The following is a 21,196-nucleotide window of genomic DNA, read 5'->3' as shown; positions in this document are numbered from 1 at the left end:
ACACGGCATTTTAGACACAAAAACGCCCCGAATTGTGAAAATTCAGGGCGTTTCGTGTACATTTTCGTGTACGCTTTCCGTAAGCCTTTGACACTCAATGTGTATTGCGGAGAGAGAGGTTCTGCATCCGGCCGGGACGGGTCACTACATCCACATCCCCCTCTCCGTCGGGCATGAAATGGCCCGAGTCGAGCGACAGTTCGCCCAGCTCCATGATGCCCTCGGAGGCTTGAAGAACACTCATAGCCTTGAAACACTCCCCGCGGCGGATCGAGCGGTGGGGAATGGTCGCGCGAACCACTACCCAGACCGAATCCCCGTGCAGGATGGCGCGCTCGACATCGAAGCGCACCTGCGGACGTTCGAGGGGTTTCAGACGACGGTTTACCACCTCGGCATCCCGATACAGCCAGGTCGATTCGGAGGCTACGAATGTCGGGGCGATCTCCGCGGATTTGCGGGTGCTTGCGCAGCCTGTGGCGGCGAGCAGAAGGAGAAATACGATGAGATGATTGATTTTCATGGTTTTGGGTTTTATGTGTAGCGGGCCAGCAGCCAGATAACGAGTCCGACAACGAGTGCCACGGCGAGAAAGCGCACGCGGTCGCGTTGGATAGAGGGCTCCTCTTCGGGGCTGCAGCGGAACATCCGGGCCAGTTCCTCGAAACTCCGGCAGCCGTAGACTGCCTGCCGGAAGTCGGCGGCATTGCGCCAGCACGCCTCCCGGAACCACGCCGACCGGGGGTATTCACGGGCGATCCACGCCTGCAGCTCCGGGAGCGGACAATCGCGAACCTCCTCTTCGAAGTCGGTGTCGTAGCGGACGGTGCGCCGGTCAGCCGGGCCGATGCGACCGTAGAGCCCGACCGGACCGATCTCCCGGCAGCGGCGGATCGTGTAGCGCCGTCCGGAGGCATCGACCACCTCCTGTCCCGCCCAGCCGTCGGCCTCGGCGAGCTGCCGGCGGGTCGTCACGTTCTCCTCCCGCCAGAAGACATAGACCATGTGCTCCGCGGGGGCAAGGTAGAAGACCGGGTATTTCAGCGCGGCTTTCATCGCTGTTTTGTCGGCCTTTACCACGGGTAGCGCACCCACGGGCTCTTGGAGTCGCTCAGCAGCACGTCGGCCGTCTTCTTCATCACCGAATTGTAGGCCCGTTTGCCGCCCCAGAGCGAACGTCCGAGAATATAGCTCATCGCCAGTTCGCGCCACGACCCACATGCCTCATGTGCCAGCGCATCGGCGCGTCCGATGTAACGCCATGCCTCCTCTTCGGAGAGGTAGCCCATCTCGCAGCAGGCGCGCGCCAGAAAAACGATACGCCCGGCATCCCAACCTGTCACGTTGCAGCGGCCGAGCTCCTCCTTCGAGGCGACTACGTCGCACGAGAGGAGTTCGTCGAAGGTCTCCCGCAGATTCTCGAGCTGCGACGAGACCTTGTCGTAATCCTCCTGCGAAGTCATCCGCTGTTGGAGGAGTTCGTCCTGCCGTTCGCGACCGTCGAGCCGAAAGGCCTCGAGCACCGTGGGCCAGTAGTAGCGGAATCCCTTTTCGCAGAGGTAGTCCAGTTGTGCGCGGGCCTCCGCGGTGGAGTCAATGCCCCACCAGCCGCCCAGGATCTCGGGCAGCGTGTCGAAAATCCCCGTCTCCAGCGAATTCTGCCAGGCTCCCTGCTGCGAGGCGTACATCGCCCCGACGGCCAGTTGGCGGCCGTGTTCGTCATCGAGCATCGATTTCGGGTTGAGACAGATCTCCCGGAAGGAGCGGCGCAGCTTGCGCACCGTTCGCCAGACCCGGCTGCCTTTCCTGTAGAGCCACGTCAGGGCGCCGACCGCCACGGCGGCCAGCATTACGTAGAATTCAAGTCCCCGTTCCATCATTTCGGCGTTGACGGGTTGCTATGCGTTCCACGGAATCTGCTGCCAGGGTGAGGTCTCCTCTTCGAGCAGCGTGGTGACGATCTCCCAGGCCGTCTGGCAATCCTCCTCATCGCCGTGCCAGACGCCGCGACCCATGGCGAAGCTGCGTCCGTACTCCTCCCACGACGAGAAGTGTTCGCGGGCGGCATCGGCCGCCACTTGCATCACCTGCCACATCTCCTCTTCGGAGAGGTAGCCGGCATGGAGGGCCCAGCGTCCGAGGTTGGCAATGCGCACCAGATCCCACGCGATGACCGTCCGCGGAAGCATTTCAGCTGTGCAATACCCGTTTTCGACCATAAACTCCGCGATCGACTGCACATCCTCGGCCTTCTCTTCGGGATCGCCCGCTTCGGGCTGGTCGCCGCGCATGAGCGTCAATGCCGCGTCGGCATCCGCATGGTGACCCTCGTGGAGCAGCCACCGGACGATTTCGAGCGTCGATTCGCGGTCCGTAATGTTCCACCAGCTCTGAAGTTGCGCGCGGTAGGTTTCGGGCAGGACCTCGCTCTCGACAGCATCCACCTCCTCGTCGTTGTATATGAGCAGTGGCGCCGCAAAGGCCATCAGTCGCATCTGTTCAGCCGTCAGCCGGCACGTCGCGGCATGCTTGATCTCCCAGCCGTTGTCCTCGCCCAGCCAGTTGAGCGCCGCGGCATTTGCCTCGCGCAACTCCTTTTCGAGACTTCCGTCCTGCATCGCCTGCATGGTTGCGGCAGCCTGCGCCATGTTCTGCCGGGCGGCTTCGGCCACGGCGGCGGCATCCACACCGCCGAGCGTGCCCATGGCGGCCTGCTGCGCCTGGATCTCCGCCAGATCGGGCACGGCAGCCTGCATCTGCGCCATGATCTGTGCCTGCATGTCGCCCATGTCGGGCATCCCCGGAATCGAGCCCATCATTGCGCGCATCTGCTCCAGGGCTGCCTCCTGTGCCGCCCGGGCAATCTCCTCCGGACTTTGGGGTTTCATCTTCTCGTTTGCCATGTTCGGTATGTTTTAAGGTTTTCGATCCATTTTATCCTTCGGCGCCGGCCGCAAGCAGCAGCTCGACGATCTCCGTGAAGCCGCGTTCGCCGGCATAGTAAAGTGCCGTGTGCTGGAGGTTGTCCGCCGCATTGACGTCGGCACGATGCTCCACAAGCAGGCGCACGACTTCGTTGTTCCCGGCGCGGGCCGCCATGAGCAGCGGGGTTTCACCCACTCCGTTGCGGGCGTCGATTGCCGCGCCGGCCCCGAGCAGCGCCTCCACAAGATAGCGGTTGCCCGCCTGTGCCGCCCAATGCAGCGGCGTTGTCCCATTGGTTAACGGCCGGTTTGCGTCGGCCCCGGCATCGAGGAGCATCCTTGCAATGTGCAGATTTCCGCGTCCGCACGCCACCAGCAATGGCGTTTCGCCCGCATCGTTCGGCGCATTGAGCTGCGCTTTCGAGGCCGCGAGCAGTGTACGCACGACCTGGGCCTGATCGTTGTAGACCGCTTGGTGCAGCGGCGTGTTGCCTTCGGCATCGCGCGCCATGCCGTCTGCCGCATCGGTTTGCGTGAGGCGTGCGACCACCTCCGTCAGGCCGTGTGCCGTGGCATAATCCAGCGCACGATGTCCCGTCTGGTCCGTAGCCTCGGTGTCGGCCCCGCTGTCGATCAGCCACAGAGCGGCATCCGTGCGATGGTTTTCCACGAGCCGCATCAGCGGCGTGCAGCCCTCCCGGTCGGCGACATCCGGATCAGCCCCGGCATCGAGGAGCCGGGCCAGGATCTCGCGATTGCCCTTTCGGGCGGCGGCGTGGAGCGGCGTTTCGCCCCGGTTGTTTACGGACGAGGCGTCGGCTCCCTTTTCCAGCAGCAGCATTGCCAAATCCCGGTATCCTTCGCGGCAGGCATAATGGAGCGCCGTGTTGCCCTCGGCATCGCGCCGGTTGGGGTCGATGCCGCCCCGTTCGAGGAGGATCTTCACGATGCTCTTCTGCCCGTTTCGGCAGGCGTTCAGAAAGGTCTGAAAGGTATCCATGGCGTTGATTTCAAACGTGTTTCAGCAAAAATTTCACAAGCGACTCGTTATTGCTGCGCATGGCGATGTCGAGCGGCGTACGCCCTTCGTTGTCGACGGCCGAGACATCGGGACGCCCGAAGTCGAGGAGCAGTTCGGCCGCCTGCCGTGCCGCCGCGTGCGTGTAGCCTTCGGCTGCATAGTGCAGCACCGTGCGCCCTTCGTTGTCCGCGGTGCAGGGGTCGGCGCCAACCTCCAGCAACCGTTCCAGCATCTCCGGCTGATACGGCCCGGCGCTGTGCGGACCCAGCAGATGCATCAGGGCCGTGCGCCCCAGCGCATCGCGGGCATTCACCTCGACCTTTTGTTTCAGCAGGCGCCGCAAGGTCCAGATGGCCAGTTCGTAATCATCGTGTTGACACGCCAGCATGAGGGCCCGTTCGTCCTTCCCCGTCTGCGGGGCATCGGGGTGCCATCCCCGCTCTTCGAAGAGCTCCATGACCGGCGCAAACCGCTCCATACCGTCCGAAATGCGACAGCCCTGCTCGATCCAGACAGCAAATGGAGACATCCCCTTTGCCGTTCGCCGGTCGGGGTCGGCACCGGCCCGGAGCAGCATCGCCGCGATTTCGGTCTCGCCCCACTCCAGCGCGCAGACCAGCGGCGTCTTGCCCGTCCAGTCGTTCATCTCACGGTTGTCGCACTCCGCATTGAGATCGACACCTGCCTGCAGCAGGGCTTCCAACGCTTTCCGATCTCTTTGGCGCAGTGCCTGGAAGAGGTCCATCCCGCCGGTCTCCATCGTGAGTTCATCGAACGGATCCTCACCCGAAAGCAGGGCACCCACCCATTTGGCTCCGCCCTCCATGGCGAGGTCGAACGCACGCCGACCGGCCGAGTTCTTCTCGTCGGGGTCGATCTTCCCACTATGGAGCAGCAGTGCCGCCGTCGCATAACAGCGCATCTGTTCCGCCTGAAGCTCCTCCAGCTCCTCGCGGGCCTCCCGCTGCTGCTTCTCCGAAACCCATCGTTCGCCGAAGCTGGCGATAAAACGCTTCTTGCCGGCGATCTCCCTTGCAGTATCGGTGGCGCGGCGGCAGAGAATGTGCAGGGCGTTGTCGCCGTAGCTGTTCGCGGAGTCGAGGCGCTGTCCGGAGTCGATCAGCACGGCGGCCATCGCGTGGTGCCGGTTTTGCACGGCCTCGATCAGCGCCGTTGTGCCACGGGCCGAACGCGGAAGGTTCGCGCCGCGATCCAGCAGCAGCCGAGCCGCCGTGGCAATCTGTTCTTCCTGTGTAGCCACCCTGCTGCGGCGCGAGGCCAGGCGGAAGAGCGGCGTGTGCCCCTCCGTGTCGCGGTCGTTTACCTCGGCCCCGCGGTCGAGCAGCGAAGCGATGGCCTTGCAGTCGGCAAATTCCGCCGCGATATGCAGCGATGTGCGGCCGTAGTTGTCCTCGTCGCGTGCGTCGGTCGGAATCTCGGTAAGGAGTTGCCGCCGGCGCTCCTCCTTTGCAGGGTTCGGATAGTAATAAAGGTCGTAGAGTTCCCGGAGCGGTGTCATCGGTCAATCGTTTTGAGCAGGTTTTCAAGGTGTTTGTATCGGTGTCCGAGGCGGGCGGCAATCGTGCGCACCTCCTCGCAGCGGCCCAGCCGGAAGGCCGTTTCGGCCCGCAGGCGGAGGATCAGCGTGAGAGCATCGTCTCGTGGCGTTTCGGGCAGCAGCGGACTGCGTGGCAATTCACCGTCGGTATCCCAGCGGCGGAAAGCCTCGGGAGGCTGCAGTCGTGGCATGGACGGGATGCCCAGGCCGGAGCCTTTGCCCGGCTTGTCGTCCAGCAACCGTTCGGCCTCTGCAAGCAGCCGGTAGCTCTCCTCATACCATCCGACATGGAAACAGCACAGAGCCTGGTTGTAGCGTGTCGGGGCATCTTCCCGCGCCGAGCGTACGAAGCAGACGTAGGCCTGTGGCCACGCTTCGCAGCAGATGTAGGTGATTCCGGCTGCAAAGAGTCGTTCGGCGTCCGCCCCCGAGGTTGGAGGCGCACCTCCCATCAGTCCCATTTCCGTGCGGTTAATTGTCGATGGAGACCTCTCCGGCGGCATTGGCCGTGAAGGCGACCGTGTAGTAGTTCGTCACGGTGAAGCGTCCCTGGTATTCGGGCGACTCGCTCTCGTCGACGTAGTTCAGTTCGAACTGCACCTCGAGCTGTCGCGACTCCTCGCGGTACTCCTCGCTGCGGTTCCAGCGGTCGACGTTGCTCAGCGACACCGGCCAGATCTGGAAACGGAATATCCCGGCCGACTTCAGTGTCAGGTGTTTGCCCTTTTCATCGGACATCACCAGCGCATCCGCACGGTCGCCGATCTGCTGGAGGTAGTCAAAATCGATGGCATCGAGGCTGAGCGGAGTCGAGCATGCATAGGAGTTGATCTGGCGGTCGTCTCGCTCCGGACCGTCGGTCGTGAACTTCCCGTCGGTGAGTTGGAACGAAAGGTAGTAATCGTTGTTGTCGGCGTCGAGGTAATAGACGTCGATATGCGTGAGGATGTTCTCCAGTTGGCGGTCGCGGTTGTCCTCGCGCCACTCCACCGTGTAAATCTTGTATTTCGTAGTGTCTACATGCTCTGCGACGAGCTCCCGGATTTTGGCAAGCCCCTCGGCGGAGGCCATCGGATAGGTCTCGCCCGACCCGCAGCCGGTCAGAGTCAGCGATGCCATGCCCGCTGCACAGATCCATTTGGTGATGATTGCATTCATGAGATTCTGTTTTTGGATTATCCGATTTATCCCAGCAGTGCACGAAAGGCCTCGAACTCCTCCTCGGAGTCGAAATAGCGAGTCTCGAAGATGATGTAGTTGTCCGGCGTCTTGACCTTGCACTGGTGCTCCTCCTCGTCGTCCTTTACGTACTCAATGTCCGAGGTGAGGAATGAGCGGTATTCGACCTTTCCTTTCTCTACTTCGGGATAGGTGACGCGTGTGCCGTCGACGGTGATCTTTCCTCCTGCGGCTTTCAGCGCCCGGGCATTTCGCATGCCCCGCCAGGTGAAGAAGAGCAGCAGCACGCCGCCCACAATCAGAATGGTCGAGAAGACTGCCGGCGAGAGAATCCGCAGGTGGCGGATACGAAGGCCGAAGGGAAAGAGGGCCGGAATGACAATCATTCCTACACCAAAGGCCAGGTTTGACCATTGGTTCGTAAAGATGCTCGCGGGTGTGTAGTTGAAGCTCCTTTGGATGCGTTCGAAAGGTTTGTTTTCCATAAAAGTTACCGGTTGGTCAGTTTTTCATGGAGACAAAGATAGCATAAAAAAGCAAAAATATGACCAGATGGTCATATTTTTTGCTTCGAATCGTGAAAAAAGCTGCTGAAAGCCAGCTCAGCGCTTCAGCAGCCCATATATATAGAGGAAACGCCGGCGGAGAATTTCGACATCGAGACCATCGGAGAATGACATCTGGTATGAGAGTCCGATAAAAACCTGCCGGAACAGAGCGGCAGCCTCTTCAATATCTGTATCTGCCCGCAGTTCGCCCCGATCGACACTCCGACCGATGACGTTGCACCAGAGCCGAAACTCTTTTTCCATCCATTCGTGGAGCTTGTGCTTGCCGTCGGGATAATAGAAGAGCACCTGCTGGAAGAGATGAAAGTAACCGGCATTGGCCAACTCTCCGGGCATCTTCTCTCGCTGGATGTTGCCCAGTCGCACGATCTCGGACATGGTGCGCTCCACACCCTCGACGTATTTGTCGATGAAATCGCGCAGCGACCCGTCCGAAGGTGCAAATTTGTTTTCAGGATCCTGGAGATGGAAGAGATAGCGGTCGGCCACGGCGATGAAGAGGTCGAGTTTGGTGGGATAATAGTTGAAGATCCCGGTTTTGGTCAGCCCGACGCTGTGGGCGATCATTTGCAGGCTGACTCCCTCGTAATTCTTCGACATAAAGAGTTGCAGGGCATGTTGCAGAATCTCTTCCCGATTGGTTTTCATGGCCGTTTGTTTTTTCGATCTCAAAGATACGTGCTAATTCGGCGAAAAACGAAAATTTCCCAAACTTTTATGAGACAATCTCGAAGAACCCGCCCCGATAGACATTTTTGGGCTCATGAATGGAAAGAGATGTATCGCTCAAGTGTCGCTTTTACCTTTTATTTCACCCTTCCTGTTTGGGAGCAACAAGCCGAAGCCGCCGGAGGGACTTTGCGCAAGGTTTGCCTGCGGCAACTCGTCCTGACCTTGCGCGGTCCGCCCGGCGGCATCTCTTTGCGGCAGAAAGGGAAGGGCAACTTGTTTTTTAACTTCGCTGCGTCGCGTTTGAGTTGCTCGGCCTCCTGGGCTTTCAGCCGCGCCTGCTCGTCGCGCGGGCGCTGCTGATTGCGGCCGACATCCTCGACCACTCGCCCTACGAGAAGATGCTCAAGGAGCGTTACGCTTCGTATGATTCGGGCGAGGGCAAGGCCTTCGAGGAGGGCCGTCTCACGCTGGAGCAGGTGGCTGAGTATGCCCGCACGCACGAACCCGTGCAGCGCAGCGGCCGTCAGGAGCTCTACGAGACGCTCATCAACCTTTATATCTGATTCCACGAGTGGATCCGACCCGTCGGATTCCCGTTTGATGAACGGAATGCACCCTTCGTCGGCAGCCTGTCGGCGGTCGGCGGAGGGAGTTCCGTTTCCGGAAACGGGCCTCGACGAATCTCTTGTCGGCCGTCCCGATTCTTTGCGGAATCTCTGCGGACGGTTTGCGAAAAGACCGCGGCCGTCACCCGGGCCGCTCTCCTGAAAACAACCTAAAACCCCATATATGACATCAACCCCATCAAACGGCAGCCGCACCTACCTCTTTTCGATCGTCCTGGTGGCGATCATCGGAGGATTGCTTTTCGGTTACGATACGGCGGTGATCTCGGGTGCCGAGCAGGCGCTTGACCAGTTCTTCCGCACGGCAACCGATTTCACCTATACCTCGTGGCTGCACGGCTTCACGGCCTCGAGCGCCCTGGTCGGCTGCGTCATCGGCGGCGCGATCTCGGGTCTGCTGGCGTCGCGCCTGGGCCGCAAGCGTTCGCTGATCGTGGCGGCCATCCTCTTCTTCCTCTCGGCCGTAGGGTCGTGGTGGCCCGAGAGCGGGATCCTGCCCTACGGCGAGGCTTCGCTGCCGCTGCTCGTCTTGTTCAACATCTACCGCATCATCGGAGGTGTGGGTGTCGGGCTGGCTTCGGCCCTCTGCCCGATGTACATCGCTGAGATCTCACCGGCCCGGATCCGCGGAACGCTTGTCTCGTGCAACCAGTTCGCCATCATCTTCGGCATGCTGGTGGTCTATTTCGTCAACTACCTGATCCGTAACAACCTCGGCGAGACGGCTGAAGCGATCCAGACAGCCATGGTCGAGATTGGCTGGCGGCGGATGTTCCTCTCGGAGGCCTATCCTGCGGGGGCATTCCTGCTGCTGATCCTGCTCGTTCCGGAGACGCCGCGCTTCCTGGCCCTCAAGGGCAAGGACGCGAAGGCCTTCGCGGTGCTCGAACGCATCAACGGCACGGCCGAGGCCCGTACGGTCCTTGCCGAGATCAAATCCACGGTCCACGAACGTCGCGAACGCCTCTTCTCCTACGGCGTGACGGTCATCGTCATCGGCATCCTGCTGTCGTTCTTCCAGCAGGCCATCGGCATCAACGTCGTCCTCTACTATGCACCGCGGATCTTCGCCAACATGGGCTTTTCGGGCGATGCCTCGATGCTGCAGACCGTTGTCATGGGGGTGGTCAACATTCTCTTCACGGTGGTGGCGATCTTCACGGTCGACCGTGTGGGGCGCAAGCCGCTGCTGATGATCGGTTCGACGGGCATGATGATCGGCATGGCGGCCCTCGCGGCGCTGTCGTTCACTGATTCGATCGGTATTGCGGCCCTTGTCTTCATCATCCTCTATACGGCCTCGTTCATGATGTCGTGGGGCCCGATCTGCTGGGTGCTCATTTCGGAGATCTTCCCCAATACGATCCGGTCGCAGGCCGTAGCCGTGGCCGTGGCGGCACAGTGGATCTCGAATTTCCTGGTTTCGGCGACCTTCCCCTCGCTGTGCGGCTGGAGTGTCGGCGGCACCTACTGCATCTATGCCTTCATGTCGCTGCTGTCGGCCCTCTTCGTATGGCGCTGGGTTCCCGAAACCAAGGGCAAGACCCTCGAGCAGATGTCGGCTCTCTGGCGCCGATCCTGATTCCGGGAAGTTGCCGTCTTCGACGGAAAAGAGGTCACGATCCGAGATCGTGACCTCTTTTATTATTCGCGCTTCTCGCCCGACGGTCAATGTCCGAATCGCGAGGTGTCGACCTCCCGATGCCTGCGCTCCTTGTAACCGCCGAAACGGTAGGAGAAATGGACGGTCACGGTGCGCATGTGGCGAAGGGCCCCCATGTCGAGCCACTGCCCGCGATAGCGGACCTTTGTGTTGGGCATACCGCTGTTGAACAGGTCGTTGCAGCGTACCGAGAGTGTTGCGCGGCCCCGGTCGAAGCTCCACTTCAGGGCGGCATCGGCCGATCCGAGCGGTTCGATGTCGAAGGTCCCCTGGATGGCTGCGGACTGGAAGAATCCGTTCACCTCGAGGTCGATGGCGGGTTTGCGGCTCAGGTGGAGGGTGTTCACGAGACGGGCGATGCCGACCCACTTCGAGCGGTCGAACGACATGTCGTGGAACCGGTCGCACCGCTGCCGCATCCGCATCCCCGTGAGCGTCAGCCGCGAGTCGAGCCACCGTCCGATTCGGAACGGAAGGACGACGTTGGTGCCCCACTGCCGGTTGAAGTTCCAGTTGAGCGACTGGTAGATCAGCGCCAGCCGGTCGGAAGCCTGCCAGGCGGCCTGCACGAAGTAGTCGGGGCACTCGTTCCAGAAGAGGACGAAGAGGTATTTCTGACGGTAGATGTAGACGGCCTGCGCCTCATAGCTGCGCGATGGGCGGAGTCCCGATGTGCCGTGGATCTCCGAATAGCCGTCGATGTAGGAGACGGCCCCCTGCATCTCCCAATACGAGGGATACGTCTTGTCCGACGAAAAGTTCAGTTGGAGGATATGCCCTTCGGAGGGCATCCAGTTCAGCGACGCCTGCGGATACAACGACCAGTTCTCGTAGTTGCCCAGCCGGTAATACTCCCCGGCGAGCGAGGCCGAGAAGCTCACGTGTCCGAACTGCCGTCCGAAGCCGGCATAGAGATTTCCGGTATATTCGTCGAGGCGTGCGTCGGTGTCCGAGGTTGCGGGCGCACCTTCCAGCACGGTGTAGTGCTGCCAGTCGTGCGAGCGGGCAAAGGCAAAGGCTCCGCCGGCCGTCAGTTCCCACCCCGACGTGAAGGTGTGCCGCTCGTCGGCCGTCACGTTCAGCCGGTCGATGCGCTGCCCCGAGCCGACGTCGAAGGCCGTCGCCTCCCGGTCGGTATAGCGGTTTTCGAGCCGCGACTGTTCGGGGTTGTTGTAATGGGTGTAGTCGACCCCGAGATCGAGCCCCAGCGGCGAGGTGTAGCGCAGCGAGAGGTTGTGCAGCGACCGGTCGCTCAACTTCTTCGAGAGCGACTCGACGTAGCTTCCCGTCGAATGGGAGAGGCCGTCGATATTTGGGGCAAAGGAGGCGGTGTAGGCGGCGCTCAGACGTCCCCGCTGCTTCGGAGCGTACTCGACGGCAGCCCGGAGCTGATGGCTCCACCCTTCGGAGGTCATCCATTCATCCTGTCGAATGTCGTACTGCCGCTCCTCGAAGGTGTGCAGCGAACGCAGGTCGAAACTCGACAACTCCTTGCTCCGGGCGGCCGAGCAGGTGACGTCGGCCGACCATCGGGGCGACGTGAGGACGAAATTCCCTCCGGCATCGTAGGTATCGTACCAGCGGTTCGTGTAGTTGGCGTGGACTTCGCCCGAGAAGGCCGTCTCGTGGCTGCGGCGCAGCACGACGTTGATCGCCGCCCCGCGGACGTGGTATTGCGGCGGGGTACTGTACATCACCTCGGCCTTTTCCACCCGGTCGACCGGCGTCGAACGCAGCAGCGTGGCCAGCTGATCGGCGGTCATCGTCGAGGGGCGTCCGTTCAGGATCACCGTGACGGACGAGGCTCCGGCCAGGGTCAGCGCACCCTCTTGCTCCGTAACACCCGGCAACCGCGTCAGGGCCTCATAGGCGTTGTTGACGGCCTGCCCTTCGATCAGCCGTCCGAGGTCGTACGAGAGCCGTCCCTGCTCAACCTTCACGACGGGGCGCTCGCCCTGGACCACTACGGCATCGACCTTCGTGGTCTCCTCTTCGAGTCGGATCGTGCCCAGATCCGCCCGGTCGGACTCGATCGCGCGCATTTTGTAGGCGAGGTGCTGGATCTGCAACCGGTAGGGACGTACGGCGGAGCGGAGCTCGAACCGTCCGTCCGCCCCCGAGGCGACGGCATCCAGATAGACCGAGTCGAGGTTGAACAGCACGACGGCCGCTCCGGCGACCGGGGCATCCGACGCATCGACCAGGCGACCGCGGATCACGCCGTCGGAAGGGGTGATGGTTTGGGCTTCGGCGGGGGCGAATGCCAGCAGGATCGCCACCGGAATCAGGAGTGTGTACAGGAAGGTATTCTTCATGGCTTTGCGATTTCGAAGGGTTGCTTCGTAATGCAAAATTACGCATGAAAGCACCTTTCCGATACAGATGAAATCTTGTTTGTCGGATTGCAACTTGTTGATATACAACGATAGTTTCCTGAAAAATCTTGCTTATCCTCCATAGTTCCTTGTTTCCGGCGCGCAGATGCCTTTGCAAACACCTGTTCGGCAAACGATACTGAAAAGATGACGTTTTCCGGGCTGGATCCGGATTCCGTTTGCACATGCGGTTTGGCGCAATGGGAATTTTTCGTATCTTTGCTCTTCGGCTACAAAACCTGTAAAAACGAAAAACAGATGATGAGAAGCGTGTTTTTACCGATCCTCGTGTCGGCATTTGTGATGACGGCGGCCTCGTGTTCGAAGGATGAAACCCCGGGAGATCCCGAGGAAACTGCCATACTGAACATGTACAACGAGCAGAACGGAAAGACGATCCTGGACGATTCGGACATCTATATCAACGATGCCGGGAACTTCATCAGCCCGTCGAGTTGCCAACTCTTCATGCTGGGTGCCCGCTCGGGCCTCGGGGCCGTAGATGTCTCGACGCTGCAGAATCCCGCGCCGGAGGTGGCAGTGATGAAGGGTTACGGCTATGTGGCCGTGCGGGGCGTTACGGGGCGCGTATTCCCGTCGCACAACGTGGCACTGCCGCTCGATCCCGACCTCAACGTGAATTACCTCAAATTCTACGTCATGGACAACATCGAGGATGCCGAGCGCGGGACGCTGGGCGCCGTAGTGAAATTCGTCATCGAAAAACCCCGCAATTACTGGTTGCCCGAATGGAACTCGACGCCCTACCGGTTGGATTACTCCTCGAAGGGTCTTGGTGAGGAGGTCTCGGTACCGCTGCCCGACGAGAACTTCGAGGTCGAACTCGATAGTAACAACGACCTGACGTGCGAGAAGCAGGGCCGTAACCTGGTCTTCAAACTGCTCGACTGGCCGTCGTATGACTCCGGCTATTACACCCTGCGGCTGCGTGTGGGCGAGAGCTATACGCAGGTTCGCATGGAGGTGATTCATTGATTGGCATTCAGGTGAAGAACGCGAGCAGCCGGTCGCGGTCTGTGGCCGAAGAGTCGGTAATGCGGCGTTTGAGTTTCGACTTGAGGGTGTAGACGCCGTTGAGCGACATGTCGAGCATGACGCAGATCTCCTGCGGAGTGAATCCGGCAATGACCAGCGCCGCGAAGTCGTAGTTCCGCTCCGTCCAGCCGGGAAACTGTTCGCGCAGATGCGTGACGGCCCGATCACTGTACAGATCGGCCATTCCGACCACGTCGGCCAACATGGCGGGGCTCAGCGCCAGTTCGCGCATTTTGGACATCAGGCGCTCTCCTTCACCATAGGTGTAATACGTGGCGGCGATGTCGCGCACGGCGGCCATACGCCCCTCCAGCAGCCGTTTGACGGCCGCCTCGCGGGCATTGGAGGCGTCGAGTCGTGAGGTGAGGCTGTCGTGCGACTCGCGGTAGGAGTCGACAAGGGCCAGCGACTCGCTGAGCTGCTCGTCGCGGCGGCGCAATTTGCGGCGGTAGGCCACGACGACCGTTCCGGCCGCCACGACGACCAACGCCGCCGCCAGCACCGTAATCCACACCCGGTAGCGCAGCGATGCCTCGCGCAGCGCCACCTCGTTGGCCGTACGGAACCGTCGTTCGAGTTCGGCCACCTGCGCCCCGCGCTGCACCTCGAAGAGCGAATCCTTCACCGTGACATACCGTCTCATGTAGTCGTAGGCCCGGGAGTCGTCGCCCCGGTTGTGGTAGATTTCGGCAGCCAGGTCGAACAGCCCGACATCTCCCTGATGGAACGTCTCCCGGTCGGCCAGCGACTCTTCGATATAGCGGCGGGCCGAATCGAGCTGGCCGTCGCGCTGGAAGATGATGGCCGAGGCCACGTCGTAGAACGACCGCCCGGTATCCTCCGACGAGGCCGAGCCGTACGAAAGCGGCGCACGGCGGATCACCTCAAGATCGATCCCCTTGCGGGCCTCCAGCAACTGCTCGGGCGTCCAGTCGCCGAGATAGGTGTGGAAGATGAGGCTCTGCAGGCGGATCTGCTGGGCGAAGTACCGGAACGGGATCGTATCGGCCGCCTTGACCAGCGGCTCGAGCGTCTTTACGGCCCGTTCGTAATCCCCGTTGGCACTGTACGACGAGGCCAGCATGAAGCGGCTGTAGCTCTCCTGCTCCGTGTTGCCGTTGGCACGGGCCGCCTCGACGGCCTTTGCGAAGGGCTCCACGGCATCGTATCCCTGTTTGAAATAGAGCAGTCCCAGCGTGTGGTAGACGGCCACGAGCAGCGTCTCGGTCCCCCGCCGCAGCGAATCGTTGGACTGTCCGGCAGCCAGAGCCTTCTCGGCCAGAATCGCTGCCTGCGTGTAGCCCCGGATTCCCTCCTCCAGGTTGCCTGTCGTGACGTGCGCCTGGGCGTAGGTGTACCACGCCACGGCACGCTCGCACGCCGAACCGTGACGGTCGAAATAGCCGATTCCCCGCATGAGATGCTGCTGCCCCGCCAGTGTATCGCCCGATGCAACCTCCGCCAGTCCCGAGATCAGCGTCCATCGGGCCCGGTCGTCGCGGCTGAGCCGTTCGGGATCGATCTGCCGGAGAAGCCGCCGTGCACTGTCGGGGTGTTCGACCGCCAGAAAGTTGTCGACCTGCCACTCCGCCTTTTTCCGGTGCGTCGTGCAGGTCGTGGCCGCGAGTGCCGCGACGATCAGCATCCACCCTGCCACTCCTCTTCCGCTCATCGCTCCTGCTGATATTTCGTCAGATCGATCTGCCCGGCGTTGTGGAAGAGTCCGCTCACCAGCGTCAGATATTCGGGCATCCGGTCGCCTTCGCCCCATCGCAGCGGAATGCCCATCAGCTCCTCTGTCGTGCGCCCGAGGTCGAACCCGCACGCCTCGAGCGAGGGCCTCACCCACTCCGGATGGCGGCACGGCCGGCCTTCCGGCCGCGTGCAGCTCCCCTCCGGACAGTAGAGACACCGCCCGGCGTAGGCAAAGGCACGGCCGCCGAAGCGCTGCTCCAGATCAAGCAGCATCCGTTCGTGGCGCACCCGCTCGGGACGCAGCAGCCGTTCGGTCTCCGAGAGGAGCATTCCGCTCTGTAGCGGCGTGACCTTCGTGGCGATGATCAGTGCCGTGCGGTATCCCGAGAGGTACTCTTCGACGTTGAATTCGAAGGGCGGACAGGCCCAGCTGCGGCCGTAGTTGGGGCAGGCGCGGCAGCAGACCGCAAATCGCCGGGCATCGCGATAGACGGCGATGTATTCATCGGTGGGCAGCGAGACGGTGTAGTCCCGCGAGGTGTATTCCGGAGAGGCGTTCATAGGGCAAAGATACGAAAAAGCCGGGAGTGAGGAACTCCCCGGCCGGTAAATTTGTCGATCGCGACTTTCAAAAAAAGACCTCAGGCAGTACGGGATCTGCCTGAGGTCTTGCAACGAGGTTTTCAGGATTCGATGGCTTTCCGACAGCCTCCGGAGAGGCGTTGCCGTTCCCATCCCGGGAGGGGCTCCGCCTTGCGTTTCAGCGGTAGACATCGCCGATGCGCAGCAGCGAATCTTTGTCCGCGTCGAGTCCGGCGCGAGTTGATGCTTCGGCCCGGAGCAGGGCGTAACGGGCCTGTTCGGCCCGATTGCCGAGGGGGACACCCTCCAGCACTCCGGAATCTCTTCCCGAAGCGCAGTCTTCCTGAAGCGGGGACACTCCCCTACTTTTTGTCCAGATCGACCAGTTCGTACTGCTGCGAACCGATTCCCAGCTCCTCGGCATGTTCGAGGGTGTGGATGCCGTGGCGCGACTCCATGCGCTCGATCAGATGAACCTTGCCCTCATCCTCCGAGGCATAGACCAGATCGACACACGCCTTGTCCAGCGCTACGGGATCCAGCGAGGCGAGGATGCCGATGTCGCCCATGCGGGGCGGTTCGGGATTGGAGTCGCAGTCGCAGTCGACCGAGAGGTTGTTCATCACGCTGATGTAGAGGATGCGGTCGCCGCAGTGGTCGACGATGGCCTTGGCGGCCTCGGCCATCGACTCCAGGAAGTCGTCCTGCGCGGGCAGATCGCCCCAGACCTTGTTCAGATCGGTGGTCTTGCCGGCCGAGTGGATCCAGGCCTTGCCGGCCGAGGAGGCGATGCCGATCGAGATGTTCTTGATGGCGCCGCCGAACCCGCCCATGGCGTGGCCCTTGAAGTGTGAAAGGACAACCACGAAGTCGTAGTCCATGAAGTGTGAGCCGACGATATCGTAGGCCAGGTGTCGGCCCCCTTCGACGGGCAGCCGCACCTCACCTTCGGCATCCATGATGTCGACCGGGGCGATGGCCGTGAATCCGTGGTCGGCGGCGGCCTTCAGATGGTCGGCCGTCGAGGCGCGGCCTCCGCCGTAGGCGGTGTTGCACTCGACGATCGTGGCGCCCGTCGAGCGGACGAGATCGCCGATCAGGGCGGGTTTGAGGTAGTTGTTGCCGCCGGGTTCGCCGGTCGAGAGTTTCACGGCGATCTTTTTGCCCGAGGCCTTGCGGCCGAGGGCTTCGTAGACGGCCCTGAGCCCTTCGGGCGAGATATCGCGCGTCATGTAGACCTTGGCGGGGGCTTTTGCCCCCTCCTTCTTTTCGGACGAAGCAGCGCAGCCGGAACCTGCGGCCGCAAACTGCAGGAGAAGCGTTAACATACAGATTTTCCGAATCATGGCTATTTGAGGTATTTGATGAAGAGGTATCCGCCGAGGATTTGCAACAGCATGCCGGGGATTCCGATGCGGAAATCCTGCAGTGCGGCGGCCAGACTGCCGGTGTAGGCCCATTCGGCGGCCGAGCCGACCACCTGATAGAAGAGCACCACGGCGAGCAGCATCCAGAGCGATACCCGGCCGAAGCGGCGGGCGGCAAAGCCGGCCGCGGCGGCGAGCAGCAGCGACTTGGTGAGGATGGCCGGCAGCACGGCCGGTGCGGGCATGGCGAACAGGAGTGCGTTGACCAGCGGTGAAGCGACGGCGGTCAGCACGCCGACCTTCCAGCCGTACTTGTAGGCGGCCACGAGCGTAAAGAAGTAGATCGGCAGCAGCGTCGGACCACCGGCCGGCAGCAGATGGCACAACTGCGGCAGGGCGATGTTGCCCACGATGAACAATGCTGCGACCCAATAGGTCCGAGCATCCTTGTACTCCAGCGAATGAAGTGTAACCGAATTAGTTGTCATATCTTATATGTATTAAAAGTTCAACTTGACGCCGCCCCAGGCCGTAGCCCGCGGCATGGGATATCCGGCCATGATCTCATACCGTTGGGCGAGGAGATTCTCTCCGCGGGCATAGAGGGTCAGCCACCGGTTGACGCGGAACGAGGCCCGGAGGTTTAAAAGTACGAAATTTTCCTGAATTTCGGGATCGGGGCTCACCGCCGTGTAAAGTCCCTCGACATATTGTACGCCGGCGGTTACCGTCCACCGTTTTTTCGTGTAGTTCACCCCCGCATGGAGCTTGTGTTCGGGCGAGGCCAGCACGGGGTACTTCATCCACAGGTAGCTGTAGTTGGCATCGACACTCCACGTGTGAGAGATTCTCCAGGCGATCTCGGCCTCGACGCCGCGGTTCGCGACCCGGGCCTGGTTCTGCAGTTTCGGGCGGCCGTCGATCCGGACGGTCTGGATGATGTTGCGTCCCTCGATCCAGAAGAGGTTGACACCGTACGACACGCGCCCTTCACCCGGGCGGTGACTCCAGGCCACTTCGTAGTTCCAGACGCGTTCGGGCTGCAGATCGGGGTTCTTCATGCCGAACATGTAGAGCTCCTTGATCGTCGGGTTGCGGAAGCCCTTGCTTGCCGAAGCCTTCAGCACGCCGTTGCGCACGGCCTCGAACGAGACACCGGCCTGCGGCACCCAGACCGATCCGCTGCGTGTGTGCCAGTCGTAGCGTACGCCGGCGTCGAAGGTGAAGCGCCCGGCTCGCTGCCGGAATTCGGCATAGCCGGCCACCTCGTCCTCCCGCTCGTCGACGATCGACGACTCGCTGCCGTCCGCCACCGAGCGGTTCCAGGCCTCGCCGACGATGTGCTGCCAGTCGACACCGGCCGTCAGCCGGCCGCCGCGCCAGAGTGTCAGACTCTGGTAGAGCGACACCCCGAACAGCCGGTCGCGCGAGTTGAAACGCTCGGATTGCGGCTCTTCGCCGGCCTCGTATCCGTCGTTGATGCGGTGACGGCCCCAGTTGTAGTAAAATTTCAGCGCTCCGGAGGTGTGGCCGTAGTCATTCTCGAGGGCCAGCGAGGTCATGCCGCGCGTGATGCGCGAATCGTTGTCGAAGAGCGGCGCCGAGACCGGACCCGGATTCGAGGCGTTGAAGTGGGTGACGTTGACGTCGGCCGCGGCGTTCCAGTGGTCCGAAATCTCGTAGCCCAGTTTGGCGAATCCGCCATACTGTTCGAAGCCCATGTCGGCGCGGTGGCCGTCCGTGCGGTTGTACGAGGCCGTAACGACACTCGAGAAACGTCCCTTGCGGATGCGGTTGGCGGCCTCGGTCTGCAGCGTGTTCCACGATCCGTAACCGACATTCAGGTCGGTGCGGATCCCCTCTTCGGCCTGTCGCCGGGTGACGATGTTGATCACACCGCCCATGGCGTTCGACCCGTAGAGCACCGATGCCGGGCCGCGCACGACCTCCACGCGTTCGGCCAGCATCGACTGGCAGGCGTCGGCGATCGGATGGCCGAAGATGCCCATGTACTGGGGCTGGCCGTCGATCAGCACGAGCATCTGCGACGTGGCGCCGCCGCCCAGACCCCGCAGACTCATCCCGCCGGCAGCTCCGGTCGAGACCCCGTATCCCATCACGCCGCGCGACGTGACGAAGAGCCCCGGCACCTGTTCCGTGAGCAGCGGCAGCAACGAGGATTCCTGACGCTGTTCGATCTCCGGACGGCCGACGACCGAGACGGTCATCGGCAGGTGGCGGATATCGGCGGCGTAGCGCGTCCCGGTCACCACGACCGAGTCGATCGGCACGTTGCGGGTTACGGCCTCCGCGGCCGGTGCCTCCTCCGTTTCGGGACGGGCCGTGACGACGCCTGCCAGCAATGTGCAGACGGTCAGCAGGATCGTTGTCCTATTTCGCCTCATGCTCCGCGGTTTTTGTCTGTTCCTTCATGCGGCGGATAAACTCCCCGATGCGCGGCAGGCACTCCTCGGGCGTGCGGGCGTCGGCACAGAGCTGCTCGACGGGACAGATGCCCGTTCCGGCGCGGTTGATGATGTGCTCTGCGACGGTCTCATACTCCACGGGGATGCCGGCTGCGGCGAGCAATTCCAGGGCCGGACGGCTCACCGTGCGGGCGTAGAGCCTCCGTACTCCTCCGACGGCCATCAACGCCGCAGCCCCCTTGCCGACCACCTTGTCGGCCACGAAGGCCCCGCGCAGCACGTCGGGCTCCTCGTGCAGCAGCCGCCACAGATCGCTTACTCCGCGCTGGTGGAACGAACGCACGATCTCCCCGTTGCGGACCACACACGAGCACCCTTCGGCATGCAACCGCTCAATGGCCCGGCGATCCTCCGGATCTTCTTCCTGTATCTGTTTCATGTTTTTCCGTTTTGATACAGCAAATATACATCGAAATCGCCCAATCCGATTAGCTGAATTACGGAACTTACTACCCGTTTTACGGATGGACTCCTGCCTGCATTCCGCTTTCCTTTCGCCCTGCCTACCTTCCGTTCGGCCTTCTTCTTGCTTCGCTTCTTCCTGTCCGGCTCCCCCCCCCCTGCTCACCCGCACATTAAAACCCGCCACTCCATGCGCGGAGGGCGGGTTTGTCGTGCGGACGATGTGCCGTATCGTGCTCTATCCGTAGATTTCGTTCAGCAGCCGGGCCAATCGCAATCCGGCGCGCAGCAGTTGCCGTTCGACCACCGGGGTGAAACGCGCCACGTAGTCGTAGGAGATCTCCGCCCCCTGGGGCGAGGCGTCGTAGACCTCCGTGCACAAGGCATGGGTTTCGCGGGCCCACGCTTCGGGGGTTCCGGCCTCCTCCCTGCGCTGCTCGGATTTCGGCAGTCGGTCCACCTGCTCCGCCCACTCCGAGTAGCTCCACCGGTGCCCCGCTTCGGGCAGATCCGTGTCCCAGACCGAGTGGAGGTTGGTCGGTCGGCCGAAGAAGCGTACCGCACGGCGGTTGCCGCCCAGATCGCTCAGCCGGCCCAGGTGCATCGGACAGTGCATGTCCCCCACCAGGTGGATCAGCATCCGCAGTTTGACGGCCTCCTCGGCGGGTTCCAGGCCACCGGCCTTCAGTGTGGAGGTGATCTCCTCGACGGCCCGCAGCACATCCCCCTCGGGAATACGACGGGCCTCGTCGAACGTCTGTCCATGCTCGACATTCAGATAGTGCCACGTCTTCGTTCGTGCATATTCGGGCGTATGGCTGGCATTGTCCATCCAGTTCGACCAATAGACGGGCGACAGCCCGTCGAGCAGCTGCCCGATCTTTTTGGCTGCTTTTCGCGTCAGGTGGCGTTCGGCAATGGCGGCCGTCACGTCGTGACCCTTCTGCCCCCAACCGAAAGCCGTGGTGGAGATCAGAAGTGTCAACGCGAACAGAATCAATCGTTTCATGGTGTCCGAACG

The 21,196-nt window shown here is 61.9% G+C and carries 21 protein-coding genes and 1 pseudogene; 3 read left to right on the top strand and 19 right to left on the bottom strand.

The annotated features are described in order from the left end of the window. Positions 1 to 94: 94 nt before the first annotated feature. From B5G09_RS07930 to B5G09_RS07885, 10 genes are all read right to left on the bottom strand, one after another. Positions 95 to 523, bottom strand: coding sequence for a hypothetical protein (locus B5G09_RS07930; RefSeq protein ID WP_087404756.1), 429 nt, complete (start codon positions 521 to 523; stop codon positions 95 to 97). Positions 524 to 534: 11 nt separating this feature from the next. Further along, the gene (locus B5G09_RS07925; RefSeq protein WP_087404755.1) at positions 535 to 1,056 is read right to left on the bottom strand and encodes a hypothetical protein; all 522 of its coding nucleotides are present in this window, start codon (positions 1,054 to 1,056) and stop codon (positions 535 to 537) included. A 17-nt stretch (positions 1,057 to 1,073) separates the two neighbouring features. Beyond that, positions 1,074 to 1,877 (bottom strand): DUF1266 domain-containing protein, encoded by an 804-nt coding sequence (locus B5G09_RS07920; protein WP_087404754.1) that lies wholly within the window; start codon positions 1,875 to 1,877, stop codon positions 1,074 to 1,076. Between the two features lie 21 nt (positions 1,878 to 1,898). Then, positions 1,899 to 2,903 (bottom strand): DUF1266 domain-containing protein, encoded by a 1,005-nt coding sequence (locus tag B5G09_RS07915; RefSeq protein ID WP_087404753.1) that lies wholly within the window; start codon positions 2,901 to 2,903, stop codon positions 1,899 to 1,901. Between the two features lie 31 nt (positions 2,904 to 2,934). Continuing rightward, positions 2,935 to 3,924, bottom strand: a complete 990-nt coding sequence (locus tag B5G09_RS07910) for an ankyrin repeat domain-containing protein (protein ID WP_087404752.1) — start codon at positions 3,922 to 3,924, stop codon at positions 2,935 to 2,937. Positions 3,925 to 3,934: 10 nt separating this feature from the next. Continuing rightward, positions 3,935 to 5,464, bottom strand: a complete 1,530-nt coding sequence (locus tag B5G09_RS07905) for an ankyrin repeat domain-containing protein (protein WP_087404751.1) — start codon at positions 5,462 to 5,464, stop codon at positions 3,935 to 3,937. After that, on the bottom strand, positions 5,461 to 5,964 hold the full coding sequence (locus B5G09_RS07900; RefSeq protein WP_087404750.1) for a hypothetical protein: 504 nt from the start codon (positions 5,962 to 5,964) through the stop codon (positions 5,461 to 5,463). The genes B5G09_RS07905 and B5G09_RS07900 overlap by 4 nt, the downstream gene beginning before the upstream one ends. Before the next feature lie 10 nt (positions 5,965 to 5,974). Beyond that, the gene (locus B5G09_RS07895; protein WP_087404749.1) at positions 5,975 to 6,661 is read right to left on the bottom strand and encodes a hypothetical protein; all 687 of its coding nucleotides are present in this window, start codon (positions 6,659 to 6,661) and stop codon (positions 5,975 to 5,977) included. Positions 6,662 to 6,687: 26 nt separating this feature from the next. Beyond that, positions 6,688 to 7,167, bottom strand: a complete 480-nt coding sequence (locus B5G09_RS07890; protein WP_087404748.1) for a hypothetical protein — start codon at positions 7,165 to 7,167, stop codon at positions 6,688 to 6,690. 117 nt (positions 7,168 to 7,284) lie between these two features. After that, the gene (locus tag B5G09_RS07885; protein ID WP_087404747.1) at positions 7,285 to 7,899 is read right to left on the bottom strand and encodes a TetR/AcrR family transcriptional regulator; all 615 of its coding nucleotides are present in this window, start codon (positions 7,897 to 7,899) and stop codon (positions 7,285 to 7,287) included. Between the two features lie 365 nt (positions 7,900 to 8,264). On the opposite strand from B5G09_RS07885, the pseudogene B5G09_RS07880 reads away from it, so the two are divergent. Both B5G09_RS07880 and xylE read left to right on the top strand, forming a co-directional pair. Then, positions 8,265 to 8,486: pseudogene (locus B5G09_RS07880) on the top strand (xylose isomerase); the annotation flags it as partial. 226 nt (positions 8,487 to 8,712) lie between these two features. Further along, positions 8,713 to 10,131: a D-xylose transporter XylE gene (xylE, locus tag B5G09_RS07875; RefSeq protein WP_087404746.1), complete on the top strand. Its 1,419-nt coding sequence runs from the start codon at positions 8,713 to 8,715 to the stop codon at positions 10,129 to 10,131. A gap of 86 nt (positions 10,132 to 10,217) precedes the next feature. Here xylE and B5G09_RS07870 read toward each other — a convergent pair whose 3' ends face one another. Next, the gene (locus tag B5G09_RS07870; protein ID WP_087404745.1) at positions 10,218 to 12,527 is read right to left on the bottom strand and encodes an outer membrane beta-barrel family protein; all 2,310 of its coding nucleotides are present in this window, start codon (positions 12,525 to 12,527) and stop codon (positions 10,218 to 10,220) included. 318 nt (positions 12,528 to 12,845) lie between these two features. On the opposite strand from B5G09_RS07870, the gene B5G09_RS07865 reads away from it, so the two are divergent. Next, positions 12,846 to 13,583, top strand: a complete 738-nt coding sequence (locus tag B5G09_RS07865) for a DUF5036 family protein (protein WP_162608256.1) — start codon at positions 12,846 to 12,848, stop codon at positions 13,581 to 13,583. 7 nt (positions 13,584 to 13,590) lie between these two features. Here B5G09_RS07865 and B5G09_RS07860 read toward each other — a convergent pair whose 3' ends face one another. The 8 genes from B5G09_RS07860 to B5G09_RS07825 all read right to left on the bottom strand — a co-directional run bounded on the left by B5G09_RS07860 (position 13,591) and on the right by B5G09_RS07825 (position 21,184). Next, on the bottom strand, positions 13,591 to 15,315 hold the full coding sequence (locus B5G09_RS07860) for a hypothetical protein (RefSeq protein ID WP_162608255.1): 1,725 nt from the start codon (positions 15,313 to 15,315) through the stop codon (positions 13,591 to 13,593). Continuing rightward, positions 15,312 to 15,899: a DUF2284 domain-containing protein gene (locus B5G09_RS07855; RefSeq protein ID WP_087404742.1), complete on the bottom strand. Its 588-nt coding sequence runs from the start codon at positions 15,897 to 15,899 to the stop codon at positions 15,312 to 15,314. Before B5G09_RS07855 ends, B5G09_RS07860 begins: the two co-directional genes overlap by 4 nt. A gap of 199 nt (positions 15,900 to 16,098) precedes the next feature. Continuing rightward, positions 16,099 to 16,278, bottom strand: a complete 180-nt coding sequence (locus tag B5G09_RS07850; RefSeq protein ID WP_087404741.1) for a hypothetical protein — start codon at positions 16,276 to 16,278, stop codon at positions 16,099 to 16,101. A gap of 4 nt (positions 16,279 to 16,282) precedes the next feature. Then, positions 16,283 to 17,266, bottom strand: a complete 984-nt coding sequence (locus B5G09_RS07845; RefSeq protein ID WP_087310170.1) for a DUF362 domain-containing protein — start codon at positions 17,264 to 17,266, stop codon at positions 16,283 to 16,285. Positions 17,267 to 17,268: 2 nt separating this feature from the next. Beyond that, positions 17,269 to 17,775: an ECF transporter S component gene (locus B5G09_RS07840; RefSeq protein WP_087404740.1), complete on the bottom strand. Its 507-nt coding sequence runs from the start codon at positions 17,773 to 17,775 to the stop codon at positions 17,269 to 17,271. Between the two features lie 12 nt (positions 17,776 to 17,787). After that, a complete protein-coding gene (locus B5G09_RS07835) occupies positions 17,788 to 19,692 on the bottom strand; it encodes a TonB-dependent receptor (protein ID WP_087404739.1) in 1,905 nt (634 codons plus the stop codon). Beyond that, positions 19,679 to 20,152, bottom strand: a complete 474-nt coding sequence (locus B5G09_RS07830; protein ID WP_087404738.1) for a DUF1893 domain-containing protein — start codon at positions 20,150 to 20,152, stop codon at positions 19,679 to 19,681. Before B5G09_RS07830 ends, B5G09_RS07835 begins: the two co-directional genes overlap by 14 nt. A 261-nt stretch (positions 20,153 to 20,413) precedes the next feature. Then, the gene (locus tag B5G09_RS07825) at positions 20,414 to 21,184 is read right to left on the bottom strand and encodes a S1/P1 nuclease (protein ID WP_087310178.1); all 771 of its coding nucleotides are present in this window, start codon (positions 21,182 to 21,184) and stop codon (positions 20,414 to 20,416) included. Positions 21,185 to 21,196 lie beyond the last annotated feature (12 nt).

Origin of the sequence: Alistipes sp. An54 (genome assembly GCF_002159375.1) — a bacterium.
Classification (GTDB): Bacteria; Bacteroidota; Bacteroidia; order Bacteroidales; family Rikenellaceae; genus Alistipes; species Alistipes megaguti.
Note: the sequence above shows the minus strand (reverse complement) of the source record. Positions and strands in the feature narration are given on the sequence as shown.

Bases quoted from the DNA above. Each gene is read 5' to 3' on its own strand.
- B5G09_RS07930 (WP_087404756.1), bottom strand. From the start codon at position 523: ATGAAAATCAATCATCTCATCGTATTTCTCCTTCTGCTCGCCGCCACA.
- B5G09_RS07925 (WP_087404755.1), bottom strand. From the start codon at position 1,056: ATGAAAGCCGCGCTGAAATACCCGGTCTTCTACCTTGCCCCCGCGGAG.
- B5G09_RS07920 (WP_087404754.1), bottom strand. From the start codon at position 1,877: ATGGAACGGGGACTTGAATTCTACGTAATGCTGGCCGCCGTGGCGGTC.
- B5G09_RS07915 (WP_087404753.1), bottom strand. From the start codon at position 2,903: ATGGCAAACGAGAAGATGAAACCCCAAAGTCCGGAGGAGATTGCCCGG.
- B5G09_RS07910 (WP_087404752.1), bottom strand. From the start codon at position 3,924: ATGGATACCTTTCAGACCTTTCTGAACGCCTGCCGAAACGGGCAGAAG.
- B5G09_RS07905 (WP_087404751.1), bottom strand. From the start codon at position 5,464: ATGACACCGCTCCGGGAACTCTACGACCTTTATTACTATCCGAACCCT.
- B5G09_RS07900 (WP_087404750.1), bottom strand. From the start codon at position 5,964: ATGGGACTGATGGGAGGTGCGCCTCCAACCTCGGGGGCGGACGCCGAA.
- B5G09_RS07895 (WP_087404749.1), bottom strand. From the start codon at position 6,661: ATGAATGCAATCATCACCAAATGGATCTGTGCAGCGGGCATGGCATCG.
- B5G09_RS07890 (WP_087404748.1), bottom strand. From the start codon at position 7,167: ATGGAAAACAAACCTTTCGAACGCATCCAAAGGAGCTTCAACTACACA.
- B5G09_RS07885 (WP_087404747.1), bottom strand. From the start codon at position 7,899: ATGAAAACCAATCGGGAAGAGATTCTGCAACATGCCCTGCAACTCTTT.
- xylE (WP_087404746.1), top strand. From the start codon at position 8,713: ATGACATCAACCCCATCAAACGGCAGCCGCACCTACCTCTTTTCGATC.
- B5G09_RS07870 (WP_087404745.1), bottom strand. From the start codon at position 12,527: ATGAAGAATACCTTCCTGTACACACTCCTGATTCCGGTGGCGATCCTG.
- B5G09_RS07865 (WP_162608256.1), top strand. From the start codon at position 12,846: ATGATGAGAAGCGTGTTTTTACCGATCCTCGTGTCGGCATTTGTGATG.
- B5G09_RS07860 (WP_162608255.1), bottom strand. From the start codon at position 15,315: ATGAGCGGAAGAGGAGTGGCAGGGTGGATGCTGATCGTCGCGGCACTC.
- B5G09_RS07855 (WP_087404742.1), bottom strand. From the start codon at position 15,899: ATGAACGCCTCTCCGGAATACACCTCGCGGGACTACACCGTCTCGCTG.
- B5G09_RS07845 (WP_087310170.1), bottom strand. From the start codon at position 17,266: ATGATTCGGAAAATCTGTATGTTAACGCTTCTCCTGCAGTTTGCGGCC.
- B5G09_RS07840 (WP_087404740.1), bottom strand. From the start codon at position 17,775: ATGACAACTAATTCGGTTACACTTCATTCGCTGGAGTACAAGGATGCT.
- B5G09_RS07835 (WP_087404739.1), bottom strand. From the start codon at position 19,692: ATGAGGCGAAATAGGACAACGATCCTGCTGACCGTCTGCACATTGCTG.
- B5G09_RS07830 (WP_087404738.1), bottom strand. From the start codon at position 20,152: ATGAAACAGATACAGGAAGAAGATCCGGAGGATCGCCGGGCCATTGAG.
- B5G09_RS07825 (WP_087310178.1), bottom strand. From the start codon at position 21,184: ATGAAACGATTGATTCTGTTCGCGTTGACACTTCTGATCTCCACCACG.